Source organism: Nocardia acidivorans NBRC 108247, from assembly GCF_001625085.1.
GTDB lineage: Bacteria > Actinomycetota > Actinomycetes > Mycobacteriales > Mycobacteriaceae > Nocardia > Nocardia acidivorans.
Window position 1 is genome coordinate 59461 of the sequence record NZ_BDAW01000035.1, and the last position, 23406, is coordinate 82866.

General features: G+C 67.4%; 28 protein-coding genes. 14 read left to right on the forward strand and 14 right to left on the reverse strand.

From position 1 onward, the window contains the following. Positions 1 to 449: 449 nt before the first annotated feature. On the reverse strand, positions 450 to 1628 hold the full coding sequence (locus NA10_RS20145) for a glycoside hydrolase family 76 protein (protein ID WP_157556629.1): 1179 nt from the start codon (positions 1626 to 1628) through the stop codon (positions 450 to 452). A 116-nt stretch (positions 1629 to 1744) separates the two neighbouring features. Here NA10_RS20145 and NA10_RS20150 point away from each other — a divergent pair, with 116 nt between their 5' ends. Then, positions 1745 to 2095: a hypothetical protein gene (locus NA10_RS20150; protein WP_067570239.1), complete on the forward strand. Its 351-nt coding sequence runs from the start codon at positions 1745 to 1747 to the stop codon at positions 2093 to 2095. On the opposite strand, the gene NA10_RS20155 is transcribed toward NA10_RS20150, so the two are convergent. Next, positions 2068 to 3036, reverse strand: a complete 969-nt coding sequence (locus NA10_RS20155; RefSeq protein WP_084515028.1) for a MerR family transcriptional regulator — start codon at positions 3034 to 3036, stop codon at positions 2068 to 2070. The two genes, NA10_RS20150 and NA10_RS20155, sit on opposite strands and share 28 nt — an antisense overlap. 68 nt (positions 3037 to 3104) lie before the next feature. On the opposite strand from NA10_RS20155, the gene NA10_RS20160 reads away from it, so the two are divergent. Together NA10_RS20160 and NA10_RS36900 are read left to right on the forward strand one after the other, a co-directional pair. After that, positions 3105 to 3752, forward strand: a complete 648-nt coding sequence (locus NA10_RS20160; RefSeq protein WP_067570243.1) for a maleylpyruvate isomerase family mycothiol-dependent enzyme — start codon at positions 3105 to 3107, stop codon at positions 3750 to 3752. Between the two features lie 289 nt (positions 3753 to 4041). Continuing rightward, positions 4042 to 4209 carry a hypothetical protein gene (locus tag NA10_RS36900; RefSeq protein WP_157556631.1) on the forward strand — a complete coding sequence of 56 codons (168 nt, stop codon included), beginning with the start codon at positions 4042 to 4044 and terminating at the stop codon, positions 4207 to 4209. Between the two features lie 4 nt (positions 4210 to 4213). Here NA10_RS36900 and NA10_RS20165 read toward each other — a convergent pair whose 3' ends face one another. From NA10_RS20165 to NA10_RS36905, 3 genes are all read right to left on the reverse strand, one after another. Next, positions 4214 to 5062, reverse strand: a complete 849-nt coding sequence (locus NA10_RS20165; protein ID WP_067570246.1) for an NAD(P)H-binding protein — start codon at positions 5060 to 5062, stop codon at positions 4214 to 4216. 11 nt (positions 5063 to 5073) lie between these two features. Beyond that, positions 5074 to 6078, reverse strand: a complete 1005-nt coding sequence (locus NA10_RS20170; RefSeq protein ID WP_067570317.1) for a saccharopine dehydrogenase NADP-binding domain-containing protein — start codon at positions 6076 to 6078, stop codon at positions 5074 to 5076. A gap of 104 nt (positions 6079 to 6182) precedes the next feature. After that, positions 6183 to 6356, reverse strand: a complete 174-nt coding sequence (locus tag NA10_RS36905) for a hypothetical protein (protein WP_157556632.1) — start codon at positions 6354 to 6356, stop codon at positions 6183 to 6185. Positions 6357 to 6542: 186 nt separating this feature from the next. Here NA10_RS36905 and NA10_RS20175 point away from each other — a divergent pair, with 186 nt between their 5' ends. Then, complete coding sequence (locus tag NA10_RS20175; protein ID WP_067570248.1) at positions 6543 to 7232, forward strand: class I SAM-dependent DNA methyltransferase; 690 nt, start codon at positions 6543 to 6545, stop codon at positions 7230 to 7232. On the opposite strand, the gene NA10_RS20180 is transcribed toward NA10_RS20175, so the two are convergent. Then, positions 7201 to 7803, reverse strand: a complete 603-nt coding sequence (locus tag NA10_RS20180; protein WP_067570250.1) for a TetR/AcrR family transcriptional regulator — start codon at positions 7801 to 7803, stop codon at positions 7201 to 7203. The genes NA10_RS20175 and NA10_RS20180 overlap by 32 nt on opposite strands. Before the next feature lie 47 nt (positions 7804 to 7850). Between NA10_RS20180 and NA10_RS20185 the strand changes: the two genes are divergently transcribed. Together NA10_RS20185 and NA10_RS35795 are read left to right on the forward strand one after the other, a co-directional pair. Further along, a complete protein-coding gene (locus NA10_RS20185; RefSeq protein WP_067570253.1) occupies positions 7851 to 8693 on the forward strand; it encodes a phytanoyl-CoA dioxygenase family protein in 843 nt (280 codons plus the stop codon). Positions 8694 to 9026: 333 nt separating this feature from the next. Next, positions 9027 to 9317 (forward strand): hypothetical protein, encoded by a 291-nt coding sequence (locus tag NA10_RS35795; protein ID WP_174562535.1) that lies wholly within the window; start codon positions 9027 to 9029, stop codon positions 9315 to 9317. Here NA10_RS35795 and NA10_RS20190 read toward each other — a convergent pair. Then, on the reverse strand, positions 9277 to 9537 hold the full coding sequence (locus NA10_RS20190; protein ID WP_067570256.1) for a GlsB/YeaQ/YmgE family stress response membrane protein: 261 nt from the start codon (positions 9535 to 9537) through the stop codon (positions 9277 to 9279). The two genes, NA10_RS35795 and NA10_RS20190, sit on opposite strands and share 41 nt — an antisense overlap. A gap of 277 nt (positions 9538 to 9814) precedes the next feature. Between NA10_RS20190 and NA10_RS20195 the strand changes: the two genes are divergently transcribed. Beyond that, positions 9815 to 10309, forward strand: coding sequence for a carboxymuconolactone decarboxylase family protein (locus NA10_RS20195; protein ID WP_067570258.1), 495 nt, complete (start codon positions 9815 to 9817; stop codon positions 10307 to 10309). 105 nt (positions 10310 to 10414) lie between these two features. Continuing rightward, on the forward strand, positions 10415 to 10561 hold the full coding sequence (locus NA10_RS36910; protein ID WP_157556633.1) for a hypothetical protein: 147 nt from the start codon (positions 10415 to 10417) through the stop codon (positions 10559 to 10561). 4 nt (positions 10562 to 10565) lie between these two features. Here NA10_RS36910 and NA10_RS20200 read toward each other — a convergent pair whose 3' ends face one another. After that, positions 10566 to 10994: a hypothetical protein gene (locus NA10_RS20200; protein WP_157556634.1), complete on the reverse strand. Its 429-nt coding sequence runs from the start codon at positions 10992 to 10994 to the stop codon at positions 10566 to 10568. A gap of 134 nt (positions 10995 to 11128) precedes the next feature. Here NA10_RS20200 and NA10_RS20205 point away from each other — a divergent pair, with 134 nt between their 5' ends. After that, positions 11129 to 11572: a TIGR03618 family F420-dependent PPOX class oxidoreductase gene (locus tag NA10_RS20205; RefSeq protein WP_067570263.1), complete on the forward strand. Its 444-nt coding sequence runs from the start codon at positions 11129 to 11131 to the stop codon at positions 11570 to 11572. Positions 11573 to 11579: 7 nt separating this feature from the next. On the opposite strand, the gene NA10_RS20210 is transcribed toward NA10_RS20205, so the two are convergent. Next, positions 11580 to 11945 (reverse strand): hypothetical protein, encoded by a 366-nt coding sequence (locus NA10_RS20210; protein ID WP_157556635.1) that lies wholly within the window; start codon positions 11943 to 11945, stop codon positions 11580 to 11582. Between the two features lie 161 nt (positions 11946 to 12106). Between NA10_RS20210 and NA10_RS20215 the strand changes: the two genes are divergently transcribed. Continuing rightward, complete coding sequence (locus tag NA10_RS20215; RefSeq protein WP_067570267.1) at positions 12107 to 13114, forward strand: LLM class flavin-dependent oxidoreductase; 1008 nt, start codon at positions 12107 to 12109, stop codon at positions 13112 to 13114. 7 nt (positions 13115 to 13121) lie between these two features. Here the strand turns inward: NA10_RS20215 and NA10_RS20220 are convergent, their stop codons facing one another. Further along, complete coding sequence (locus NA10_RS20220) at positions 13122 to 13946, reverse strand: dienelactone hydrolase family protein (RefSeq protein WP_067570269.1); 825 nt, start codon at positions 13944 to 13946, stop codon at positions 13122 to 13124. Further along, positions 13943 to 14551, reverse strand: coding sequence for a TetR/AcrR family transcriptional regulator (locus NA10_RS20225; RefSeq protein WP_084515029.1), 609 nt, complete (start codon positions 14549 to 14551; stop codon positions 13943 to 13945). Before NA10_RS20225 ends, NA10_RS20220 begins: the two co-directional genes overlap by 4 nt. A 128-nt stretch (positions 14552 to 14679) precedes the next feature. Here NA10_RS20225 and NA10_RS20230 point away from each other — a divergent pair, with 128 nt between their 5' ends. Continuing rightward, positions 14680 to 15702: a DUF3089 domain-containing protein gene (locus tag NA10_RS20230; protein ID WP_245677611.1), complete on the forward strand. Its 1023-nt coding sequence runs from the start codon at positions 14680 to 14682 to the stop codon at positions 15700 to 15702. 102 nt (positions 15703 to 15804) lie between these two features. After that, entirely contained in the window at positions 15805 to 16209 is a 405-nt protein-coding gene (locus NA10_RS20235; RefSeq protein WP_067570273.1) for a tautomerase family protein, read from the forward strand. A gap of 56 nt (positions 16210 to 16265) precedes the next feature. Here the strand turns inward: NA10_RS20235 and NA10_RS37975 are convergent, their stop codons facing one another. Next, a complete protein-coding gene (locus NA10_RS37975; RefSeq protein WP_174562536.1) occupies positions 16266 to 16427 on the reverse strand; it encodes a hypothetical protein in 162 nt (53 codons plus the stop codon). Positions 16428 to 16487: 60 nt separating this feature from the next. Between NA10_RS37975 and NA10_RS37605 the strand changes: the two genes are divergently transcribed. Next, positions 16488 to 16652 carry a hypothetical protein gene (locus tag NA10_RS37605; RefSeq protein ID WP_169812613.1) on the forward strand — a complete coding sequence of 55 codons (165 nt, stop codon included), beginning with the start codon at positions 16488 to 16490 and terminating at the stop codon, positions 16650 to 16652. A gap of 76 nt (positions 16653 to 16728) precedes the next feature. Here NA10_RS37605 and NA10_RS20240 read toward each other — a convergent pair whose 3' ends face one another. Both NA10_RS20240 and NA10_RS20245 read right to left on the reverse strand, forming a co-directional pair. Beyond that, the gene (locus tag NA10_RS20240; RefSeq protein ID WP_067570275.1) at positions 16729 to 18069 is read right to left on the reverse strand and encodes a M1 family metallopeptidase; all 1341 of its coding nucleotides are present in this window, start codon (positions 18067 to 18069) and stop codon (positions 16729 to 16731) included. Beyond that, positions 18069 to 21956, reverse strand: coding sequence for a Pls/PosA family non-ribosomal peptide synthetase (locus tag NA10_RS20245; protein WP_067570277.1), 3888 nt, complete (start codon positions 21954 to 21956; stop codon positions 18069 to 18071). Before NA10_RS20245 ends, NA10_RS20240 begins: the two co-directional genes overlap by 1 nt. Positions 21957 to 22123: 167 nt before the next feature. Between NA10_RS20245 and NA10_RS20250 the strand changes: the two genes are divergently transcribed. After that, on the forward strand, positions 22124 to 23050 hold the full coding sequence (locus NA10_RS20250) for a cyclase family protein (protein ID WP_067570280.1): 927 nt from the start codon (positions 22124 to 22126) through the stop codon (positions 23048 to 23050). Positions 23051 to 23406 lie beyond the last annotated feature (356 nt).

A 23406-nucleotide genomic window follows, 5' to 3' on the forward strand; every position in this document is an offset into this window, starting at 1 on the left:
GCGCCGCCAACGGTTTTCGCGGCCATGATGGCCGGGTGTCCACCTTCGGCCTGGCCGAACCACCGCTGCTCCATCGCCTGCGCACCGCGACCACTGTTCGGCCGTTGCCCTGCCCGCACCGACCGCGCTACGCGCTCAGGCGGACCGGTAGCCGGAGGTGTCCGTGGGAGAGGAAGCTGCCCGTGGTGGGCAGTGTCGCGGCATCGGCGGCCAGGGGGAACAGGTTGCGCGCACACCGCCGGGCAGCTCCACCTGGGTGACCGGGCCGCGTTCGCGCAGCCTGGCGGATTCACCCTGGACATCGGATCCCATGGGGTCCAGGACAATGGGTTGTGCGTCCACGGTGTTCTCCAATCGACCTCGGCGCTGTGCGGTGTCTCGCGTCCGGTGCCTTCGTGTCGATGGCGTTCGCCGCGTGAAATCCGCTGGGCGGCAATATATTCAGCGCGTCAGGCGGGCGATTCGGAGTGCTGCGGGGTTGCCCGGTGGGGAGCGTTGAGCGCGTCCAGGGCCGCCGCCTGGGTGGCGAAGTTGGGGTGGTCGTCCGGTTGCGGTACGCCCTGCCAACGGAATCCGTACTCACCCTCGGTATCGCGCAGCGAATTCGCCTGGCGGGTCAGGAAATCGACCGACGCGACCCGCGATCGACCGGTCTCGAGCAGGTCCCGGTAGCCGCGCACGAAAACGCCCCGATAGATCTCGGCATCGTGACAGGACGGACCCGGGCAGCCGGGCGCACTCGGCTCGTCCAGGATTCCGTCCCGAAGGAACGGCGACCCGTTCCGGGTGGTGGTCGCGGCAATCCGATCGGCGATGCCGAGTAACTGGGCATTGCCCGTAAGCCGGTACAGTGCAACGATTCCGGTGAGCATCTCACCCTGCCCGTAGGTCCATCGCGTGTTCTCGTCGACCAGCACGCAGGTGTTCTCGTACCGGTCGAGATGATCGTTCATCATTCCGGCGGGATCCACCAGCGCGCCGCCCGCGCCCCGGGCGAACCAGTCCCAGGTGGCGGTGGCTCGCGCGGCATACCCCGCTCGATTCGCGGGCTCGACCCGGGCGCCGAGTTGTGCCGTCGCACTGAGGTACAGCGCATTGGTGATCGAGTTCACCTGCCGCCACGGGCGCAACTCGGGATCGACGCCCACCCGCGCCCAGGGCATGCCACCACCGCAGAACGACGCCCGTTGATCGTCGAGCCCGTCCACGATCGTGCGCGCCGCGGTGAGATAGCGCTGCTCTCCGGTCAGGTCGAAGGCATTGATCCAGGCCAGCGCCCACCATAATTCGTCATCGTTGTACCCGGTCGTGCGGGGCAATCCGGTGCGCGCCACATCACCGTGCGCATAGGTCTGCTCGACATACCCGAGATATCGGCGATCCCCGGTCCCGCGCATGTAGTCGATCACCGAGTTCAGCGCATTGGCGCTCTGCCAGGTACTCGCATCGTTCTCCCAGAGCCCCGTGCCGTGGTCGTATCGCTCCAGCAGCCGCTCCACCGCCCGCATGCGCCGTGGTGCGTCGATAGCGGTCTCCCCGGCAGCCCTGGGCTCAGCGGCGCAACCCGCGAGCGCCACCGCGACCGCACCGACCACCGCCGCCCACCGGACCCTGTTGTTCGCGATCACGGCTGCCACGTTATCGGCGCGAACTTAAGAGATCTCGTAGGCGACGCTCAGGCTACGGCCAGAATCGCGCGGCACTGTGGAGGATGGAAGTTCGCCGGTGCGAGTGGAGGTGCGGGATGGTCGAGTTGGAGATCACGGGGACGACCGTGACGGTGCACGTGACCGGAGCGCATCGGGTACTGGCGCTGCGCGAACGGTTGACATTCGATCTGTCGCAGGTCACCGCCGTGCAGGCGGCCGAGGTGGATCTGCGGCCGCCGTGGGTTCGCGCCCCCGGCACCTTCTTCCCGGGTGTGATCGCGGCCGGAACCTTCCGAGGTAAGGGGCGCAAGGAATTCTGGGATACGCAGTTCGGCGGGCAGGGTGTGCGGATCGATTTGGCCGGCGCCGATTTCACCCGGCTGGTGGTCGACGTCGTGGATCCGGACGTCGTGGTGCGTCAGCTGCGCCGGGCCGCGGCCGCCTGATCCGGGGCCGCGTCACTCCGCGGCTCGCTCGTCGTCCGGGCGAGTGCGTCGAACAACCAGCGTTGCCCCGCTCCGGCGGTGGTCGAGGCATTCATGAGTTCGCCCGCGCGCTGCCAATAGCGCTGGGTGCGCGGGTCGGTGTCATGGCATCCGAGGGCGAGCCGGGCCCGGAAGCCCGGCGTATCGCGGGCGGCGCGGGCGGTGGCGTGCGCGTCCACATAGCGATCCAGCGCCCGGCCGGGGCAGGGCCGCACGCCCGCGGCAAGGGCACTCTCGGCCATCCCGCACGCCTCACCCACCCCGGCGATCAATCCCGCGCGATCCGGGATGCGGTACGGGTCCGAACGCCAGAGCTGTTGTGACACAACCAGGCTGAACTCCCGATCGCTGACCAGCGTCACCAGTTCGGCATAGGCGACGACCTGCTCCGGCGTCGGATCGCTCAGCCGCCCCGGCACATTCATATCCACGAACCCGTCGAACAGCGCCGACGGCACCGGCGTGAGCACCCGCCGCCAGAAACCCACCAGCGTCTCGTAGGCGGACGCACCGCTCTGCACATTCGCGAGCAATTCCAGGCGGGCCGCGCGTTCGGCGGGATCGGCATTCTCGATGGCCCGCAAAGAGGCTCGCCGCCAGGCCAATCCGTCGAGTTCGACATCCACCGCCGCGCGCTCGGCCGCCACCGCGTCGGCCAGCGATCGCTCACCGGTCAGCACCGCGCAGATCGCCGGGAGCCCCACCCCGAGGGTGCGCAGCCGCCGCACCAGCAGCAGCCGCTCGGTGGCCCGACCGCTGTCGAACAGGCGATGTCCGCCCGAACTGCGCACCGATTCCAAAACCCCGTTATCGCAGTAGAACCGGATGGTGCGCACCGGAACGCCGGTGCGCTCGGCCAACTCCCCGATGCTCACCAATCCGCGAAGTGTGTCGTGAGTCACTGTTCCTTGAACCTCCACCCGGGTGGAGTTCCTACGGTACTAGGGCCGAAGCGAAAGGAATTCACCCGATGACCACCACCCCCGACGATATCTGGCGGGCCGTCTCCGCCGAGCGCAGCACCCTGGTGGAACTGCTCGAATCGCTCTCCGTTCCGGATTGGGACCGCGCGTCGCTCTGCTCCGAGTGGCGAATCCGCGATGTGGTCGCGCACGTCGTGCTCTCCAGCAACCCGACCCTCGGCGCGCTGCTGATCAATCTGATCCGGGCGCGCGGCAGTATCACCCGCTTCGCCCGGGACACCGGAATCCGGCACGCCGAGACTCGAAGCCCCGCGCAACTCCTGGACGAACTGCGCGCCACCATCCCGCTGCGCACCACCGCACCGGGGACCACACCGACGGATCGCCTGATGGATGTGCTGGTGCATATTCAGGACATCGCCATCCCGCTGGGTGTGCGCATCGAAATGCCCACGGCGGCAGCACGTCTGGCCATCGAGCGGGTGTGGCGCACCAATTGGCTGTTCCACTCCGCGCAACGGCTCGCCGGTTTCCACCTCACCGCGACCGATATCGACTGGTCCGCGGGCTCCGGCGCGATCGTCGAGGCCCCGATCGCCGACCTGCTGTTGCTGGCCGCCGGTCGCACCGCCCGCCTCGACGCCCTGACCGGGCCGGGTGCGGCCGCGCTCGTTCAACGGGTGGGGGTGAGCTAGTCGCGATCGGGCGGCCGGGACGATCTTTCTGTATCGGTCGCCCAATTCGTGCCGAGACCGCACAATCAGTGGATCGGCATATCCAGATCGGAATCGCCATCATGACTCTCATATGGCTCGGCCCCCAAGGTGGTGGCAGGCACCGCAATCCGACCGCGAACGGCTGAATCGGTGTGCGCGGTAACAATATGGCGGCTTCGTGGTGAGCGGATGGATACGTCGGGAGTGAGGGGCGGTGCGCGGGGGAACTCCCGAATCGCAGGCCTTTCGAAAGACCTAGGAGGACGCCATGGACGAACCGGTATGCGTGGATTGCTGGCGGCGTGACAACCTCACCTTCGTGCAGCGATTGGATCCTGCCTTCTGTAAGCCGGGACCGGCGCATCGGTGTGCGTTGCACCGGGCGATGTTCGACGATCCGGGCGCCGCGGGCGGCCAGGATCGCCGGGCGGCCTAGCTCCTCACGCGCGGGATAGATGGTCGCGCAGGGTGATCGGTGGTCGGCCGGTGAACTGCTCGATCGATTCGGTCACCCGGAAGAGCTCATGACCGGAGCCGATGGCGGCGAACATGGTCCACAGATGGGTCAGGTGTTCGACCGCTACCGGATCCCGGTAGCGGGTGATGGCGGTCTCGGCCCAGTCCTCGGCGTCCACGGGCACATAGCGGACGCCGAAGTGTTCGGCCGCCTCGCCCACGGTCAGGATCTCCCCGGCCAGCCAGAGCACCGAATCCACCGGACCGTCGGCGCGCAGGACACCCGCGCCCACACCCGCCACATCGTCGGCGGCGATCAAGGGCAGCACGGTATCCGGTGAGCCGAGCGGTAGTGCGAGTACATCGCTGTCACCGATCGCCACCCGCAGATTCTCGAAGAAGACCGCGGCGCGCAGGTGGACCGCGCCGATCTCGGCGCGATCGAGCACCTGTTCGGCGACCCAGTGCCTGCGCATATGCGGGGTGCCCGCGTCGGGGGCGGACCCGAGCTGGGAGACCGCGACGACGCGATGCAGGTCGGCCTCTCGTGCCGCGGCCGCGAAAACGGCGGTGGCGTCGAGCATTCCGGCCGAGACCGGATAGGTGAAGTACGCGCGCCGCACACCCCGCACCGCGGGCCGCACCGAGGTGATCTCGCGCAGATCCCCGCGCACCACCTCCGCGCCGAGATCCTCGAGTTCGGCGGTGCGGGCGTCATCGCTGCGCACGAAGGCGCGCACGGGCAGACCCGCGCGCAGCAGCGTCTCGGCGACCGTGCGACCGGTGCCGCCCTGGCTGCCGCCGGCCGCGCCGGTGACGAGAATGGGTTCCATCGCGGTGCTCCTCACGCCCGGTTCGGCAGTTCGAGGGTGAACGTGCCGCGTTCGGCGAGCGCGGTCAGGAATTCGGTGGCGTCGAAAGCCTCCGCGGGACTGTGCACCCCGGTCTTCGCCGCGCCGTCGGCCAATCGGACCGCCGCCTCCACCGAGGCCAGCGCCGCGGTGCGCCAGAGATCGCGGCCGCGCAGATGTCCGGCCGCCGAGCCCGAGGCGGCGAGAACCTGTGCGGTGAGGGTGAATTCGCTCTGCGCGCGGGTCTCGGCATCGACCTGCTCGCTGGTGAACGCCTGATCCTCGGCGAACGTGGCGGCGGTGAGCTGTGCCTCGACCGCCCGGGTGCGGGTATGCCGGGGGACCGTCACCGCCTCCGGGAACGGCACCGGCGCGATCATTGGGCGCGGGCCGACCGGGGGCGGGAAGGCGAATATCGCCTGGCGCGGCTCGACGAATCCGTATTGCTGTTGCCCATCGGAATATCCGATCCGGTCGGTATCGGCGAATAGCAACCGCGCGGTCTCCACCGCGCCGTGCGTCATCATCCAATTGTGGACGGCATAGGCCACGGTGATTCGCTCGATATCGGACATATCCCGCGCCACCGCCCCGGCGAGCAAATCGCCCAGGCCGCCATAGAAACTCACACTCGGCAGCATGGTGATGCCCGCCCGCAGTGCGCGCTCGGGAAACGTATCGAACAGCCGCTTCACGAAATGCACTTCGACCGCGTGATCGACATAGTGACAACCCCCCTCGACCGCGGCCGTGGCAACGGGCAGTCCGGTGGTGGTGAAGGGGCCCGCGCAGTGAATGAGCACATCGGCGGCCTCGGCCACCGCGCGCAAGGCGACGGGATCGTCGAGTGCCGCGGGCATGACGCGTCCCTGCCCGAGTGTGGCCAGCGCACCCGAATCTCGCCCGGAGACAATGACATCCTGACCCCGGGCGAGCAGGTCGGCGGTGACCAGGCGACCGGTATGACCGGTGGCCCCGTAAATGGCGAATATAGTCATGAAGATCAACTCTTTACGCTGATGGGCAAATCGGAATCCGCCTATCGAGCGTATTCCCGACCACCGACAAGTTCGCTTGCGCGGCAATCGGATCGAGTCGGTCTTCAGGCTATATCGCGCGTGATGTGGTGAGGTTCGGCGTCATCGAACATGACCCCCTCCCACCAATCGGCGAGTGGACTCGGTTCGGGCCAGCAGGCATCGGCGCCGCTGACCGCCTTGACGGAATTCGGATCGAGCTCGGATTCGAGATTGGTGGTTGTTTCTTTCCTGCTCACGCTGGGTTGCTCCTGCGTTCTGCGCCAGACGGCTGCAACTGGACAGTTGCGCACTGCAGCCATTCCCGTTTTGGTCGAGTTGAAACAAACCCCAGGTTAGGCGCTCGTCGCGCGCTTCACCGGGTTTCGGTGCGGCCAGCCGAAAATACTTGGCCCGATACGGCTTCGGCACGGAATACTGCCGCCATGCCGACCTTCGCCGATTTCGACCGCCGCAACTACCGAACCGTCGATGTGGCCACCGGATACGACGGTTGGGCCCCGACCTACGAGCAGACCGTCATGGACGAGATGGATTACGCGCTGCTCGAGCGCGTTCGGGTGCGCTGGCATGGCCGCGCCGCCGATCTGGGCTGCGGCACCGGGCGCACCGGCGGCTGGTTGCGCGCGCACGGCGTCACCGATATCGACGGGGTCGACCTCAGTGCGGGAATGCTCGAACGCGCCCGGGCTCGCGGCGCGCACACCACCCTGACCTCGGCCGATGTCCGCGATACCGGATTGCCAAGCGGCGCATACGATGTGGTGATCTCCTCGCTGGTCGACGAGCACCTGCCGGAACTGGCCCCGTTCTATGCCGAGGCGCGCCGATTGGCCGCTCCCGGTGCGACATTCGTCCTGGTGGCCTATCACCCACAGTTCATGATGGTGACGGGGATGCCCACGCACTACACGCCCGAATCCGGTGAGCCACTCGCGATCAGTACGCACCTGCACCTGTTCGGTGAACATATCACGGCGGGCGTTTCGGCCGGATGGCGGCTGACCGAGGTCAGCGAGGCGCTGGTGGACGACGCCTGGGTGGCGCGCAAGCCGAAATGGGCCGCGCTGCGCGGTCATCCGTTCACCATGGTGCTGGTGTGGCAGCGGGATTGACGCCGACCGCTGCGGCGATGAATCGCCAAAGCCCCTCGGTCGCTTGATCGATGGAGGGGCGGGGGTGGCGGCGCAGCTGTTCGGCCATACCGTGCCGGAGTGCGCCCATGACGCACGCGCCCGCCAGCTCCGGATCGATGCTCGCGTCGAGTTCGCCCGACTCCTGGCCGGAGCGGATATTGCGGCCCGCGGATTCGATAATGCGCTCCAGGGTGGCCGCTTCCACCTCGGCGACCTCGGGCTCGGTGCTGATCCGGCCGAGCAGCAGCTCCGCGAGGGGATCGGCGAGGTGATAGGCCACGAAATTGCGGGTGCGGGCGCGCTCGCGGGCCGCCCAGCCGCGCTCGTCCGCAATGGTCTCATCGGCGATGGCGGCGACGAGCCCGGCGTGGAATTCCTCGTAAATCGCCACCAGCAGACCGGCTTTGGAGCCGAAGTGGTGGTAGAGCGCGCCCGTGCTGAGCCCGGACCGTCGTTTGAGCGCGTTCAGATCGACCACGCCATTGGCCGCCACCAGCTCCGCGCGGGCGGCATCGAGGAGTTGTTGACGTCCCAGGGGAGCCCGTGCCATGCTCCGAAGCATAACAGAATTGAGTTATGTTAAATCGGAGGTGCGCCGTGGGCGCTGACGTCTCATCCGTGACCGATCTCGCCGGTGACCTGGCCGGAACCTATCGCCGGACCGAAAGCAGCGGGAGCACGGTCGATCCCGCACTGGTCGAGGCCGACCTGGCCGCACTGCTGCGCGACGGGTACGTGATCCTGCCGGACCTGATTACGGCCGATGAGCTGCGAGCGATCCGCGATGACACCGACCCGCTACTGAATCTCAAGGGCCGCAACAATTTCGAGGGCCATGCCACCCAGCGTGTCTACAGCGTGCTGAACAAGACCCGCAGCGGCGATCGCCTCGCCGCCCATCCGCGCGTGCTGGCCCTGCTCGATCGCCTGCTCATGCCCAACTACCTGCTGTCCATGCTGCAGGTCATCAATATCCTGCCCGGTGAATCGGCCCAGATGCTGCACACCGACGACGGCTTCTACCCCCTGCCGCGCCCGCGCAAAGCGCTCAGCGCCGCGACCATCTGGGCTATCGACGATTTCACCGAGACCAATGGCGCGACCGAGATCGTCCCCGGCAGCCAGAACTGGGGTGATGAACTCCCACAGGGGGATTCGGAGCGCCGCCCGGTGCTCATGTCCGCGGGCTCCTGCGTCTTCTTCCTCGGCACCCTGTGGCACGGCGGCGGCCCGAATCGCTCGACCGCCGCCCGCCTGGCCGTCACCGCCCAGTACTGCGAGCCGTGGCTGCGCCCCCAGGAAGCCTTCACCCTCTCCACGCCGCACCACATAGCCCGCACCGTCGGCGAGGACATCCGCCGCATGCTCGGCTACAGCATCCACCCGCCCTTCATCGGCCAGGTGGACGGCATGCACCCCAAACGCCTCCTCGCGGAGTGAGCCGACGTGCATGCGCTCACGCCCGGGCGTGGTGTGCGGGCGGCTGAGTTGGATCAGGCACCGGGAGACCAGGACGATATTGGCGCTGAGGGCCGAGGGTTCGGCGTCGGTGAGGTCGCGGGTATCCGGGCGCTCGGCACGAAACTGCGAATGAAATCAATCGGGACGAAGTCGAATCCGATCTTGTCGCATGGATTATTCGAGGCGACACTCGGCGACACTCGGCGACACGCTGAGGACGCGCTGATCGGCGCGAAGTGTGTCGTTTGGGGCTGGTGTGGTCGGGCACTCCGGATGGGTTGGGGAGAACGACCAGCCGAAGGAGAATCCTCGATGAGTCACCATGCAGGCTTTCCCGAGACCACCGGGACGCCCACCGGAGAGTCCATCCTCGATACCGTCAATGGACCCGGCCTCGCGTTGCTGCTTTTCGGAATTCTGGTACTCGGATCGACCCTCACCGCAACGGACACCGGTTTCGACGGCTGGTCGGTAATCGGCGTGCTGGCGAGTGCGTTATGCCTGGTCACAGGCGCGGCGGTGGTGCGTGTCGAGCACCACCGCGCGCGCCAGGACCATTCGATCAGCGCCGGGCGAAACGCCCGACGAGGAACAGCAGGATAACCGCGCCGCCTAGGCAGGTGAAGAAGCTGAACCACAAACCACCGCCATTGACGTCCACACCGAGAACCTTGAGCAAGAATCCACCCAGCAAACCGCCGACGACGCCGACCACGATATTCAGCATAATGCCCTGCTGAGCATCGGTCTTCATGAGTTTGCTGGCAATCCACCCGGCGAGACCACCGATAATGATCCAGCCGAGAATTCCTAGACCGAGCATGAGGTGTTCTCCTGTCTGCTGCCGGACATCCGGACAATGGGCGATTTACGCCACTGGAACGGATGATCTTGCTCAATAGTAACCGTCCAGCAACCAATACGGCCGAATATCGCGATGGAATGGCGCGGTCCCGACCGTCGGATTACTTCCACCCGGGTGCTTTGGCGTCGACGGTCCGCACCGTGGCGTGTTCGGTGCCCGGTTCGCGCCCCGCGGCCTCGTTGAATCGACCGTAAGCACGACGCGATCGGAAGTTTCACCCGGAAAGGCTGTTGTCATGATCAAGACCGTCGAGGACGCCCCGCTGCTGGACGAGGTGCGCAAGCGTATGGGCCGGGTGCCGAATATGACCAAGGTGATGGCGATCGCGCCCGCCGTGCTGGAGGGCTACCTCGGATTGTCGGGGGCGCTGAAGCGGGGCGCACTGCCCGGCCCGACCTCCGAGCGCATCGCACTGGCGGTCGGCGCGGCCAACGACTGCGGGTACTGCGTTGCGGCGCACACCTTCACGGGCAAGCGTGTGGCCAAACTCTCCGACGCCGAAATCGACGCCGCCAAGGCGGGCACCTCGGATGATACGAAAGAAGCTGCGGCGGTGGGGTTCGCGCGCGAGCTGACCGAGAGCCGCGGCAAGGCCGACCCGAGCGCCGTACTCGCGGCGGGCTGGACCCAGGAACAGGTGCTCGAGATCGTCGCGCTGGTAGCCCTGCAGACCCTGACCAACTATGTCAACAAGATCGCCGAGACCGAGAACGACTGGCCCGCAGTCTGATCGGCATGCCCCGTGCGGTGGCGATCCGGGCGGGACCCGGGTTGCCACCGGGGACGGCCCCCTAAGGCATCTCCGACGGGGCCGCCCCGCCGATGGGAGGTGCCGATGGAGATCGAACGCTCTCTGTCGTTTCGCAAGAGCGCGATCGCGCTGTGCGCGGCGGAGTTGCCCGAGCCCGGAAAGTGGAGCGTGGTCGCGCTCCCGGAGGCGTCCCAGCGCCTGGACCGGCACCGGGACAACCTCTTTCGATGAGCTCTCAGGAACCGGAACCGGTCGCCGCCGGATGCGGATCGTTATCCACCACCGCGCGCTGATAGTCCACGCTCACCACCGGATTCGGCCGTGTCGGCCCCGGCTCGAAGGTGGGCGGCCGCGTTTTCCAGCCGTCGCTGTCCATCACCGGCGGCGGCTGCACCCAGCGCCCCGGTTCGGTGATCATCGGACATAGCGCCGATACCGGAATCTGACGGTCACGCGGTGCGAGATACCGGGTGATCGGCATCCGCATCCCGTCCGAACACACCACCGTGGCCTCCACCCTGTAGGTGTCATCGGTGTCGTTGTGGCAGGTGAACCCGGCGCACCCGACCCCCTCGGCCAAATCCTGCGCACCGGCCGCGGGCGCGAGCACCGCGCCCGCGGCCAGACCGATCATCCCGAACCCCATCGTCAACGTACGACGCATCTGTGAATCACTCCATTCGAAAGACCCAACCCGTCTTCGAATGTACTTGCGCCACAATTCGAATCAAGCGTGCCGAACCCCATACCGCCTACCTGTAACGCCGGGCTCCGCACCCGCGTGCGTAGACTTCGCGTGTGAGCGAACTCGCGGATTTCGAACGGCTGATCGCCGGGGATCATGGGCTCTGTGTCGCCTCCACGCTGCGGCCGGACGGCACGATTCAGTCATCGCTGGTCAATGCGGGTGTGCTGAAGCATCCCGTGAGCGGCGAGAACGTGGTCGGCATGGTGGTTCGGGGCGGTACTCGCAAACTGGTGAACTTGCGCGCCGATCCACGCATGACGGTGGTCGTTCGCGTCGGATGGCAATGGGTGACCGTCGAGGGGTCCGTATGGATTGTCGGCCCCGATGACCCGGTCTCCGGGATCGACGGCGAACATCTGCGCGTACTGCTGCGCGCGGTATTCACCGCGGCCGGCGGCACCCACGATGATTGGGACGAGTACGACCGGGTGATGGCGCAGGATCGACGTGCGGTCGTACTCGTCAGTCCGGATCGGGTCTACGGCAACGGCTGAGCGGGCATCACATAATCAGCAGCGGTTGGGTTTCGGTTGTGGGGGAGGGGGATTCGACCGCCGCGGTCAATCGGATGCGGGTGTCGGCGAGCGTGCCCGCGAAGGCGCGACGCCCCTCGGCGGCCTCGCGAGCGGTGGTGGTTTCCCACAGGTTGAGCGCCAGCGCCCAGTGCTCGAGTTGGGCGTTCGCCTCGATGGCGGGCATATCGGGATGGAAGGTGCCGCAGAATTCGGACTCCGCACCGGAGAAGCGGGCGCAGCAATCCCACATCCAGGTCACCGGGGGCAGAGGTCGCCCGGCCGCCGCGGCGGCATAGGAGTTCACCGTCTGAGAGACGGTCTCGATCGCGGCCATCATCAGCGAGTCGGTCACAGCGGCAAGGGTCTCACCTGCGGGAACGGTTACGCCGGAAGCGGTGCGGGTGCGCGTGTCGGGTGCCGCGGGCATAACTTCGCGCCCCGATGCCTTGCAAGAGGGAGTGGGTGCGCTCCGGCCGCGCCCGGTATGTCCCCGAATCAGAAAGGCGGCTTCCGATGCCTGTCGCACTGTCCCTCCTGGACCTGGCGGTCATCGCGCCCGGTCAGACCGCGCGTGACAGTTTCGGCAATAGCGTGCGACTGGCGCAGGCCGCCGAACGCAGCGGACATCGGCGGGTCTGGTACGCGGAGCACCACAATATGAAGTCGATCGCCTCGAGTGCGACCAGCGTGCTCATCGGGCATGTGGCCACGCAGACCGAGAGCATTCGGCTCGGTGCGGGCGGGATCATGCTGCCGAATCATTCGCCGCTGGTGATCGCCGAACAGTTCGGCACCCTCGAATCGCTGTTCCCGGGGCGGATCGATCTGGGTTTGGGCCGCGCGCCCGGCAGTGATCAGGCGACCATGCGGGCACTGCGGCGCAATCCCGCGTCGGCGGACAGCTTTCCGCAGGATGTGCTCGAGTTGCAGGGCTACCTGTCCGGGCATTCGCGGATTCCGGGAATCAATGCGGTGCCGCGCGCGGAAGGCATTGTGCCGCTGTACATTCTGGGTTCTTCGCTATTCGGCGCGCAATTGGCCGCACATCTCGGCCTGCCGTATGCCTTCGCTTCGCATTTCGCGCCCGATGCCCTGCATCAGGCCGTGGCCGCCTACCGCGAGGGTTTCCGCCCCTCCGAACAACTCGCCGAACCCTATGTGATGGCGGGCGCGAATGTCTTCGCCGCCGACGATCACGACCGGGCGCAGGAGCAGAAGCAGATCGCCTATCGCGCCCGTGCTCGCGCCATGATCCAGCGCGGCGCGGCCGGAGCCGATTTCAGCGATGAGGAGATCGACCTGTTCCTCAGCACGCCCAATGGCGCGCACCTGGCGAAGATGACCACCTACACCGCCGCGGGGACGCCCGCGGAAGTTGTCGCGTACCTGGAGGATTTCGCCGCCGAGATCGGCGCGGACGAGCTCATCCTGGCGCATCACGCCACCGATATCGAGGATCGGGTCCGCTCGGTCGAGCTCACCGGCCGCACCATGGCGGCCCGCGAACCCGTCGCGAAATAGCCTCCGATCACACGACCACGCCGAGTCGCTGCCGGAAGAAGGCGAGGATCTCGTCGCGGGCGGTGACGGTCGGCTGACCGGCCTCATCGATCAGGTGCGCGGTGACCACGCTGTGCGGGCTATCCACATGCACCGAGAAGAACGGCGCGGTATCGGGATTGGCGGCCGAATCGGGCAGCACCCGGCCGACGAAACGATCGCCCAGGGCCTGTTCGTAGGCGGCGAAACGCTGTGCGCGGCAGAACTTGTCGCCCGCGAAGCGATAGGCGAGCACGGTCAGATCCTCACGTTCGAGCCGGTCGCGTACGGCCGTGAGCTCCTCGGGTGCGATATGCATTCCGGCGGGATCGTTCATCGGCAGCGTCGGCTGTGACAGCACCGGTGCGAGCATGGCGGGTTCGAGCATCATGGTGAGCGCGAAATTCCCGGTGAAGCACATGCCGATCGCCCCGACGCCCGGTCCGCCGCAGTCCTGATGCGCCAGCCGGGCCAGGGCGCGCAGCCAGATCGTGACCGGACTCGACTCGTCGGCCGCGAAGGCGCGGAATTCGGCACTGACGCAGGCCTTTCGGAAGACCTGCGCACCTTCCTCGGCGGTGGCCACCACACCGTCGCGACCGAAGAGTGAGGGCATATAGACGGTGAATCCGGCATCGCGCACCCAGCGGGCGAAGCGCGCCACATGCGGGCTGATGCCCGGCATCTCCGTCATGACGATGACGCCCGGTCCGGAACCGGCGACGTACACGCGCTTGGTGACGTCGTCGAGGGTGATCTCCCGAATGGTGAAGTCCGACAGCGCATCATCGGCGGACATATCCTGTTTGGTCATGATCGGAATTCCCGAGTGTCGTGCGCGAACGCGGTGAGCATCGGTAAAAGTAAGTGCGACAGCGTCTCTCGCTGTCGATTGGCGGGCCAGGAGTCCGGCTCGAGCACGGTGCGGCAGCCGACGCCGTCGACGGCGGCGAGCACCGCGTCCGCACAGGCGAGCAATCGCGCACGCGGCACCGCCGGACTCGTGACGGTCGCGATCCGATCGGCGATGCGCTCGACGATCTCGGCGTAGTAGCGCCGATGCACCGCGCGCAGGCGCTCATCGTTCATGGCGCGCGCCCAGAAGGCCAGCCACACCCGCCATTCGGCCAGGCCCTCGGCATCCAGCGGCAGGTAGCTCGCGGAGATGTCGATGCAGGCGCGGATATCGGCGGGAGCGGGGGCCGGGCGCTCCAGCACACGGCGCACGACCTCTTCGAGGGCGGCCTCGAGCAGTGCGTCCTTACCGTCGAAATAGTGCGTGACCGCGCCCGTGGTGACATTGGCGGCCGCCGCCACATCGCGCAGTCGGGTCCGGTCGATTCCGGCGGCGCCGATGACCGTGATGGCCGCGGACGCGATGGTCCGGCGTTGGGCCGCCACATCGACCTGTTTTGGCATAACGGTGATTATGTATCTATTCCGCCCGCCTGCCAAGCCTCCGGTCGTGCGGGATCCGATAGGCTCGCCGCAGCATGATCCGGTCTCCCGCGTCCGGCCGGTTCCGCCACGGTGACAAGGAGATTCGCGTGACCCTTCGATTCCCCGCCGTCGCGGCGCTGCTCGGCGGCACCGTTCTCGCGCTGATCGCCGCGTTCGCGGTGGCCGCTCCGGCCGCGGCGGAAACCTCCACCGTCTGGCTGTGCCGTCCCGGTCAGGCGGGTGATCCCTGCGGCGGGCGCACCGATGCGCCGATCGACTGCTTCTACGTGTATCCCACCGCCTCGCTGGAGCAGGCCACCAATGCCGACTTCGACACCTCGGCGGAATTGCGGGCGGTCGCCAGGGCGCAGGCGGGGCCGTTCGGTGCGCAATGCACTGTGTGGGCGCCGGTGTATCGGCAGGTGACGCTGCGGGCGCTGTTCAACCCGCCCGCCGAAGGTGTCGGCGCGGCACGGGATCTCGCGTATCAGGACATCGAGAACGCCTGGGACGACTATCTGGCGAATCACAATGACGCTCGCGGGGTGGTGCTCATCGGTCATTCGCAGGGCACCCGCATGCTGCGCTCGCTGATCCGCAATCGGATCGACGGGAAACCGGTACAGGCGCAGTTGGTTTCGGCCCTGCTCATCGGCGGTGACGTCCTGGTGCCCAAGGGCGCGACGGTCGGCGGCGACTTCGCCTCGGTCCCCGCCTGCACCGATGCCGAACAGCTCGGATGCGTCATCGCCTATTCGTCGTTCACGCGGACGCCCCCGGCGAATACCCATTTCGGCCGTGCACCCCAGTCGCCCGATATTAGCGAGGTGCGCGGCACGCTGCCGTACGGGCCCGGCTACGAGGTGCTGTGCACCAATCCGGCATCGTTGCGGGACAATGCCGATGCCCCGATTCACGCGATCGTCGAGGGCCGTGAGATCGACGGTCTGGACGCGCACTGCACCGGTGGCGACGCGCCGCATGTGCTCCAGGTAGGCGGCGTGGCCGCGGCGCTGTTGCCCGCGCTGCCGGACCAGACCTGGGGCACCCACCTGCTCGATATCAATCTCGCCCAACAGGATCTGGTGCATCTGGTCGCAGGTCAGAGCGTGGCGTACCGGCGCCGCTGACTGGCGCGGGAAGTCCGGCACCTGTCGCGATCTGCCCCCCGGGCGGCCCTCGAAGCTCTCGTAGATTCGAAGGCCAACCCCAAGGAACAGGAGTCGAGCCGAATGCCGTTCGTGCGCATCACCATTGCGGACCCCGAACTCTCACCGGACACCCAGGCCGCACTCGCCGCCGATATCACCGGGCTGCTGGAGAAGGACCTGTTCAAGGAACCCGAGGTCACCGTCGTGCACCTCAATCTCGTACCCGCCGACCGCTGGTTCGTCGGCGCGACGCGCCCCGCGCAGGCCACCGGAGTGCATCTCGAGGTCAGTATCACCCTGGGTACCAACACCTCTCAGGAGAAGGCGGCGTTCATCGAGCACGCCTACGACGCCCTGAACACCCGTCTGGGCACTCTGCCCGGTGCGGCGTACGTCGCCCTCTACGAACTCGACGGCGAAAGCTACGGGTACAACGGCGTGACGCAGTTGGCCCGCCGTCCCATGGATCCGACCGAAAAGGACTGAGCGGCAGGCGGTTCCCCGCGCTGGAGCACCGAGCGCCCGTACGTGGGGTCGGGCGTTCAGGCTCCGTACGCGGTCACGATCCGCACGATCAGATCGAGGGTGTACTCGAATTCGCGATCACGGTCTTTGCCGTCGATGTGGTGGTAGAGGCTTTTGGCGTCGCCGCCGAGCACCCGGCTGACCGATCGCATACTCACCGCCGCGATGCCCCCCGGCATCGATCACCGTGAGCGCCGCGCGCTGGATCGCCGTGCGCGAGAGCTGGGCCTCGGACTTGGGTGGTCGCCGTCGACGCCGAATCACAGTGGATCCTGCACGGCGGGGATGCCTTCTACCACCACGGCCAACTCGCCGGCGGCAAGACCGCTCCGCTCGCCATGACGGTGATGGGCGTGTCATCGCCGCCGACCGGAGCCGGGTCCGCGCCAATCATGAACGCCTGACCGAGCTTTGGTCAGCCGCCGACCCGACCGCGTTGCTGATCAACTTCCACGACCCGTACCTGTTCGAGCGGGCCGTTCAACCGGCGTGACTCGGCGGCGGTAGTTGGGGGAGTGGGAGGCTGTAGAGCCAGGCGTCCCACAGGGTTCGCAGGGAGGTGGAGCTGTAATGCCCTGCCAGGTCGGTGAATTCGTCGGTGGTGACCGAGGCGTGCCTATGGCGGGTGGTCCACTCGCGCAGCAGGTTGAAGAATTTCGGGTCGCCGAGATGTAGGCGTAGGGCGTGCAGGGTGAGGGCTCCGCGTTTGTAGACGCGGTCGTCGAACATGCGGGCGGGGCCGGGGTCGCCGATGAGGATGTCCTGCGGATGGCGCGAGAGCATGTGGTGGGCGGCGCGGGCGAGGTGGTCGGCGGTCTGCTCGCCCGCGGCCTCGGACCAGATCCATTCGGCGTAGCAGGCGAAGCCCTCGTGCAGCCAGATATCGCGCCACTGTCGCAGGGTGAGGCTGTTGCCGAACCATTGATGCGCGAGTTCGTGTGCGACCAGGCGTTCCGAGCCGCGCCGGCCGTCGCAGTGGTTCGCGCCGAAGATCGAGATGCCCTGCGCCTCGATGGGGATCTCCAGCTCGTCATCGGTGATGACGACGGTGTACCCCTCGAAGGGATAGGGCCCGAACTTCTCGGCGAAGAGCTCCATCATGCGCGGTTGCCGCGCGAAGTCGTGATCGAAGGCGGCGCGCAGCCGGATGGGCAGTACGGCCTGCATGGGCACCGCACCGCGCGGGGCCTCGAGGCGATGTTTGCGATACGGCCCGATCTGGATGGTGGCCAGATAGGTGGCCATCGGCTCGGGCTGTTCGTAGACCCAGGTGGTCTGGCTGGCCCTGGTCTGCTTGCGCATGAGGGTGCCATTGGCCAGGGCGTAGTACGGGGTGTCCGTGGTGATCGAAATGCGGTAGGACGCTTTGGAACTCGGATGGTCGTCACAGGGATACCAGGAGGCCGCGCCATTGGGCTGACTGGCCACCAGCGCGCCCTCGGTGAGCTCCTCCCAGCCGACCTCGCCCCACCGGCCGCGCACCGGCGCGGGCACCCCGTTGTACTGCACGACCACGGCCAGCACACCGCCCGCCGGAATCCGCTGTGCGGGAGTGATAATCAGCTTTCCGCGCTGATGGGTGTACTTCGAGGCCCGCGCGCCATTGACGAAGACCTTCGAAACCGTCAGCGACTGAGCCAGATCCAGCGCGTACCGATCCCGCACCGCCGTGGTCACCGCGGTGATCTCCGCGCGCCCGCCGAGCCGGTTGCCCGCTACCCTGTAGACCAGCTCCAGCTCGTACCGCGACACCCGGTAGCCGCGATTCCCGTTCTGCGGCAGGTAATCATCGATCGGCTCCTCATCGAACTTGGCCGGCATCACTGGCCCGCTCCGGTCTGCGGCCACGGCGCGATGGGATTGCCCCACCAACGCGTGGACGGCGGCACGGTATCCCCGCGCATGACCAGTGACGCGGGTCCGATGGTCGCGCCCGCGCCGATGCTCGCGGCGGGCAGGGCGACGCAATGCGGTCCCAATGTGGCTCCGGCACCGAGGGTTACGGTGTCCATGGCCATGATTCGATCATGGAACAGATGGGTCTGCACCACGCAGCCGCGTTCCACTGTCGCGCCGTCACCGAGTGTCACCAGGTCAGCCTCCGGTAGCCAATAGGACTCGCACCATACCCCGCGCCCGATCGTGGCACCGAGTCCGCGCAGCCACAGATTGAGTACGGGTGTACCGGTCGCCGCACGCGCGAACCACGGCGCGGCAACATGTTCCACGAAGGTGTCGGCGACTTCATTACGCCAGACGAACGAGGACCACAGCGGATGCTCGACCCGCCCGATCCGACCCACCAGCAACCATTTGGCGATGACCGAGCAGGCCCCGGCGACGGCCCCGGCGGCCAGCAGCACCAGCCCGCTCAGCAGTGCGGTGGCCAGATGTCCGAGCCGCTGGGCCAGCCACGCCAGGGTGAACAGCACGCCCAGGCCGATGGCGAAGGTCACCAGCACCGGGATCAAACGGCAGGTCTCGACAATCCCGCGGGCGACCCGCAGCTGCCAGGACGGATCGAAAGTGCGTGCGGTATCGGAGCTTGCGGCGGTGCGGCGCAGGCGCACCGGCGGACTGCCGAGCCAGGACGAGCCCGCCTTGGCCTTGGACGGCGCGGCCGAGAGCACCGCGACCAGACCGTTCTTGGGCACCCGGCGACCGGGCGCCGTCATACCCGAATTACCCAGGAAGGCCCGCTTGCCGACCTTGGCCTCGCCGATATGCAGCCAGCCGCCGCCGAGTTCGTAACTGGCGATCATGGTGTCGTCGGCCAGGAACGCGCCGTCGGAGACTGTGGTGAACTTCGGCAGCAGCAGCACGGTGGAGGCTTCGACGTGTTTGCCGATCTTCGCACCGAGCAGGCGCAGCCAGACCGGGGTCAAGAGGCTTGCGTAGAGCGGGAACAGGAAGGTGCGCGCGGAGTCCAGCAGACGTTCGGTGGCCCAGGTCTGCCAGCCCACGCGGCTGCGCACCGGGTGGTATCCGGCGGTGAGTCCGATACTGAACAGCCGCACCGCGATAATCGTCACCGCGGCGTACACGCCGAGGCTGAGCAGCGCGGCCACCGGCAGTATCGCGAACGCGCGGCCGAGTCCCGCTGTGAGCGTGGTGGTATCGCGTATCCGCCAGGCGATCAGCGCACCACCGGCGCCGAGTCCGAGAATCGGCACGGCGGCCAGGGCCATCGAGGTCATGCCGAAGATGGCGATCCACTGGGGTGCGCGCGCCGGGGTGTGATCGGGCCAGCCGTGCTGTGCCTTACCGACTTTCACCGCCGGTGAACCGGCCCACGCCTGATCGGCCTTGACCCGGCCCGAGACCGCCGAACCCGGTGCGATCTCGGCGTTCTTGCCGATCCTGGTGCCGGGCAGCAGAATCGAGCGCGCGCCGATCACCGCGCCCGGCCCGATGCTGATCGGGCCGATGTGCACCAGGTCGCCGTCGATCCAATACCCCGAGAGGTCGACCTCTGGTTCGACGCTGCATCCGTCGCCGAGTTCGAGGAAGCCGGTCACCGGCGGCAGGGTGTGCAGATCCACGCCCTTGCCGATGCGCGCGCCGAGCGCCCGCGCGAACGGCACCATCCACGGTGCGCCGGACAGGTTCTCGGCCCCGCTGGCCTCGGACAGCCGCACGGCCGTCCACAGCCGCAGATGCACCAGGCCGCCGCGCGGATGCGTTCCGGCCTCCACGGTGGCCAGCAGCAGCCGGGAACCGGCCACGCACAATGCCATTCGGCCGGGTGGGGAGATGAACAACAGGAAGGCGATGAGCGCCCACCACCAGGACAGGTGCGGCAGCCAGGGCAGCGAATCGGTCCAGGACGCGATATTGCCGACGATCGCGAGCCAGGTCAGCCACTGTAATCCGGTCAGCGTGGTGAGCGGAATCGTGGCCAGCACCTGGAACAGTTGGGCGGGCAGCGGAACCGGCCGCACCTCGCGCACCTGTGCAGCCTCGACGGGTGCGGTGGCGTCCAGCAGTGCGGCCAGTGCGCCGAGTCGCGGTTGATCGTAGAGATCGGCGACGGTGATCCGCGGATGCCGTTCCCGCAATCCGGTCACCAGCTGTGCGGCCGCGAGCGAGCCGCCGCCCAGATCGAAGAAGTCGGCGTTCGGATCGGTGACCTCCGCGCCGAGAATCGAATCCCACAGTCCGGCAACCCATTGCTCGGTCGGGGTGAGTCCGGGATCGACCTCGGCGACCTTGGGCAGCGGCCACGGCAGCGCATCGCGGTCGACCTTGCCCGAGGTGCGGGTGGGCATATCGTCGACCACGGCCAGGCGCGGCACCAGCGGAGCCGGAAGTTGTTCGGCGAGAATGGCTCGCGCGGCCTTGAGGTCGTAATCGCTGCCCGGTCCGGTGAGGTAGCCGACCAGAATCTTATTGCCCGCCTTGGTGGTTCGAATGGCGGCCGCGCCGCCGGTGACACCGGGCAGATGCTGGAGCGCGTTGTCGATCTCGCCGAGTTCGATCCGGCGGCCGCCCAATTTGATCTGATCATCGGCGCGGCCCAGGAAGACCAGGCCCTCGCTGTCATTGCGCACCAGATCGCCACTGCGGTAGGCGCGTTCCCAGCCGACCGATTCCAGCGGTGCGTACTTCTCCGCGTCCTTGGCCGGATCCAGGTAGCGGGCCAGGCCCACACCGCCGATGACCAGCTCACCGGATTCGCCCTCGGCGACCGGATTTCCGGCGGCGTCGATGACGGTCAGATCCCACCCGTCCAGGGGCAGCCCGATGCGCACCGGCCAGGAGCCGTTCAACAGGGCCGCGCATGCGACCACGGTGGCCTCGGTGGGGCCGTAGGTGTTCCACACCTCGCGATCGGTGGTTCCGGCGAGCTTCTCCGCCAGTTCCGGCGGCACCGCCTCACCGCCGAAGATGAGCAGGCGGACCGAGTCCAGGGCCTCGGCGGGCCAGGTCGCGGCCAGCGTCGGCACGGTGGAGACGATGCTGATCTCCCGGCGCACCAGCCACGGCCCGAGGTCCGCGCCGGTGCGCACCAGGGCGCGCGGGGCGGGCACCAGGCAGGCCCCGTGCCGCCAGGCCAGCCACATCTCCTCGCAGGAGGCGTCGAAGGCGACCGAGAGTCCGGCCAGCACCCGATCACCCGGGGCGATGGGTTCGTGTTGCAGGAACAGCCGGGCCTCGGCATCGACGAAGGCCGCGGCATTGCGATGGGTCACCGCAACACCTTTGGGCGTTCCGGTGGAACCGGAGGTGAAGATGATCCAGGCGTCATCGGCGGGCGTGGGGTGCGCGGTCGACTCGGCGGTGGATTCGGTTGTCACACCGGTGCTTTGAATGCCCTCGCCGGTGACGATGGCGCTCACCTTCGCCTCGCCGAACACCAGGCGCGCCCGCTCGTCGGGATCATCGGCGTCCACGGGCACGTAGGCGGCGCCGGCGTGCAGCACCGCGAGAATGGTGATGTACAGCGCGCTGGTCCCGGACGGCATGCGCACGCCGACCCGATCACCCGCGCGCACACCCGCCGCGGCCAGGCGGCCCACCTCGATATCGATTTCGCTCAGCAACTCCGAGTAGCTGAGCACCACCGCACCGTCGTCGATGGCGGGTGCCTCGGGATGCTCCGCCGCGGTGGCGGCGAGAATATCGACCAGGGTTCGGGCCGCTGGCGCCAGGGAGGCCCGTAGCAACGGGCTGGCGCCCACCGCCGTATCGACCTGGGACTGCTGCATCGCGTCGTGCCCACCTCTCATTGAACCGTTCGGCGCTCCGGCGTCTGTTGTTTCACACGAGGGTTACCAGCGGGCGAACTCCACGGTGACCAATTGTCCACCGTACTCGGCGAGCGGATTGTCTGGTGTGTGCGGTTCACCGGCGCGCGGTGGGTAAGTTCCCGGATATGGCTTTCCCATCCGAATTTCTCGACCTGGCCAAGCGCGTGAACAATTGGGGCCGTTGGGGTTCCGACGACGAGATCGGCACGCTCAACCTCATCACCGACAATGTGGTCCGCGCGGCCGCCGCGGTGGTACGCAGCGGGCGGCGGGTGCCGCTGGCGGTGCCGCTGAGTCAGCGGGGCATTCAGACCGGCATGATCCGCGGCCGAGTCAATCCGCTGCACAGCATGATCGCGGTGAACTGGGAGATGTTCGGCCCCGATACGGTCGCCACCAGCGATGACATGGTCACCATGGGCCTGCAGGCCGGAACCCATTGGGACGCTTTGCCGCATGTCTCGCGCGCGGGGCGCATTTACAACAATCGCCCGGCGAGCGGTATCACCGCGCACGGCGGGGCCTCCCGCAGCGGTATCGACAAGGCCCGGCATATCGTCTCGCGCGGGGTGCTGCTCGATGTCGCCGCCGCGCTGGGTGTCGAACGGCTGGCCCCGGATTACGCGGTGGGTCCCGAGGAGTTGGAGGCGGCCGAGGAATTCGGCCGGGTTCGGGTCCGGCCCGGTGATCTGGTGTTGATTCGCACCGGTCAGATACGCCTTTTCCTCGCCGGTGACCGCGAAGGCTATGCGGTGCCGTCGCCGGGCCTGTCGGTGCGCTGTCCGGAATGGTTTCATGCGCGCGATGTCGCGGCCGTGGCCAATGACACGCTGACCTTCGAGATCTTCCCGCCGGAGATCGAGAATGTCTGGCTCGCCGTGCATGCTTTGCATCTGGTGGAGATGGGCATGCTGCAGGGGCAGAACTGGAACCTCGAGGAGCTCTCCGAGGCATGCGCGCAGGAACGGCGGTACGAATTCCTGCTCTCGGCCACTCCGGAACCGTTCGTCGGCGCGACCGGCGCTCCGGTCGCACCCATCGCGATTCTCTGATAGGAATATCGCCCCTCCGTCTTATAAGGCGGAGGGGCGATGCGGTTATCCGCATTCGGAAAACGGTGGATTCGAAGCGCATTCGAAGGTAATTCCCGGCCCGGGGATCACGATCCCCGCCGAATCGTCACGGCGTCATGATCGGTGTACTATCGTTCCACCCTGAAAGGAGTTGTAGTACAACTCTTTTGAGCCTCGAGCAATCGGCAAGGGGGGATGGCGCACCAACCGAAGTTGATTTCATCGAAGACGTGGTAGTGCAGGGGTGCCCGTCGGGCACGGTGTGGGTGCCGGACGGGACGTATTCGATCGGTTGCGCTGCCGCGTGTCCTACAGGCGATGCCGCTCGCACAAAG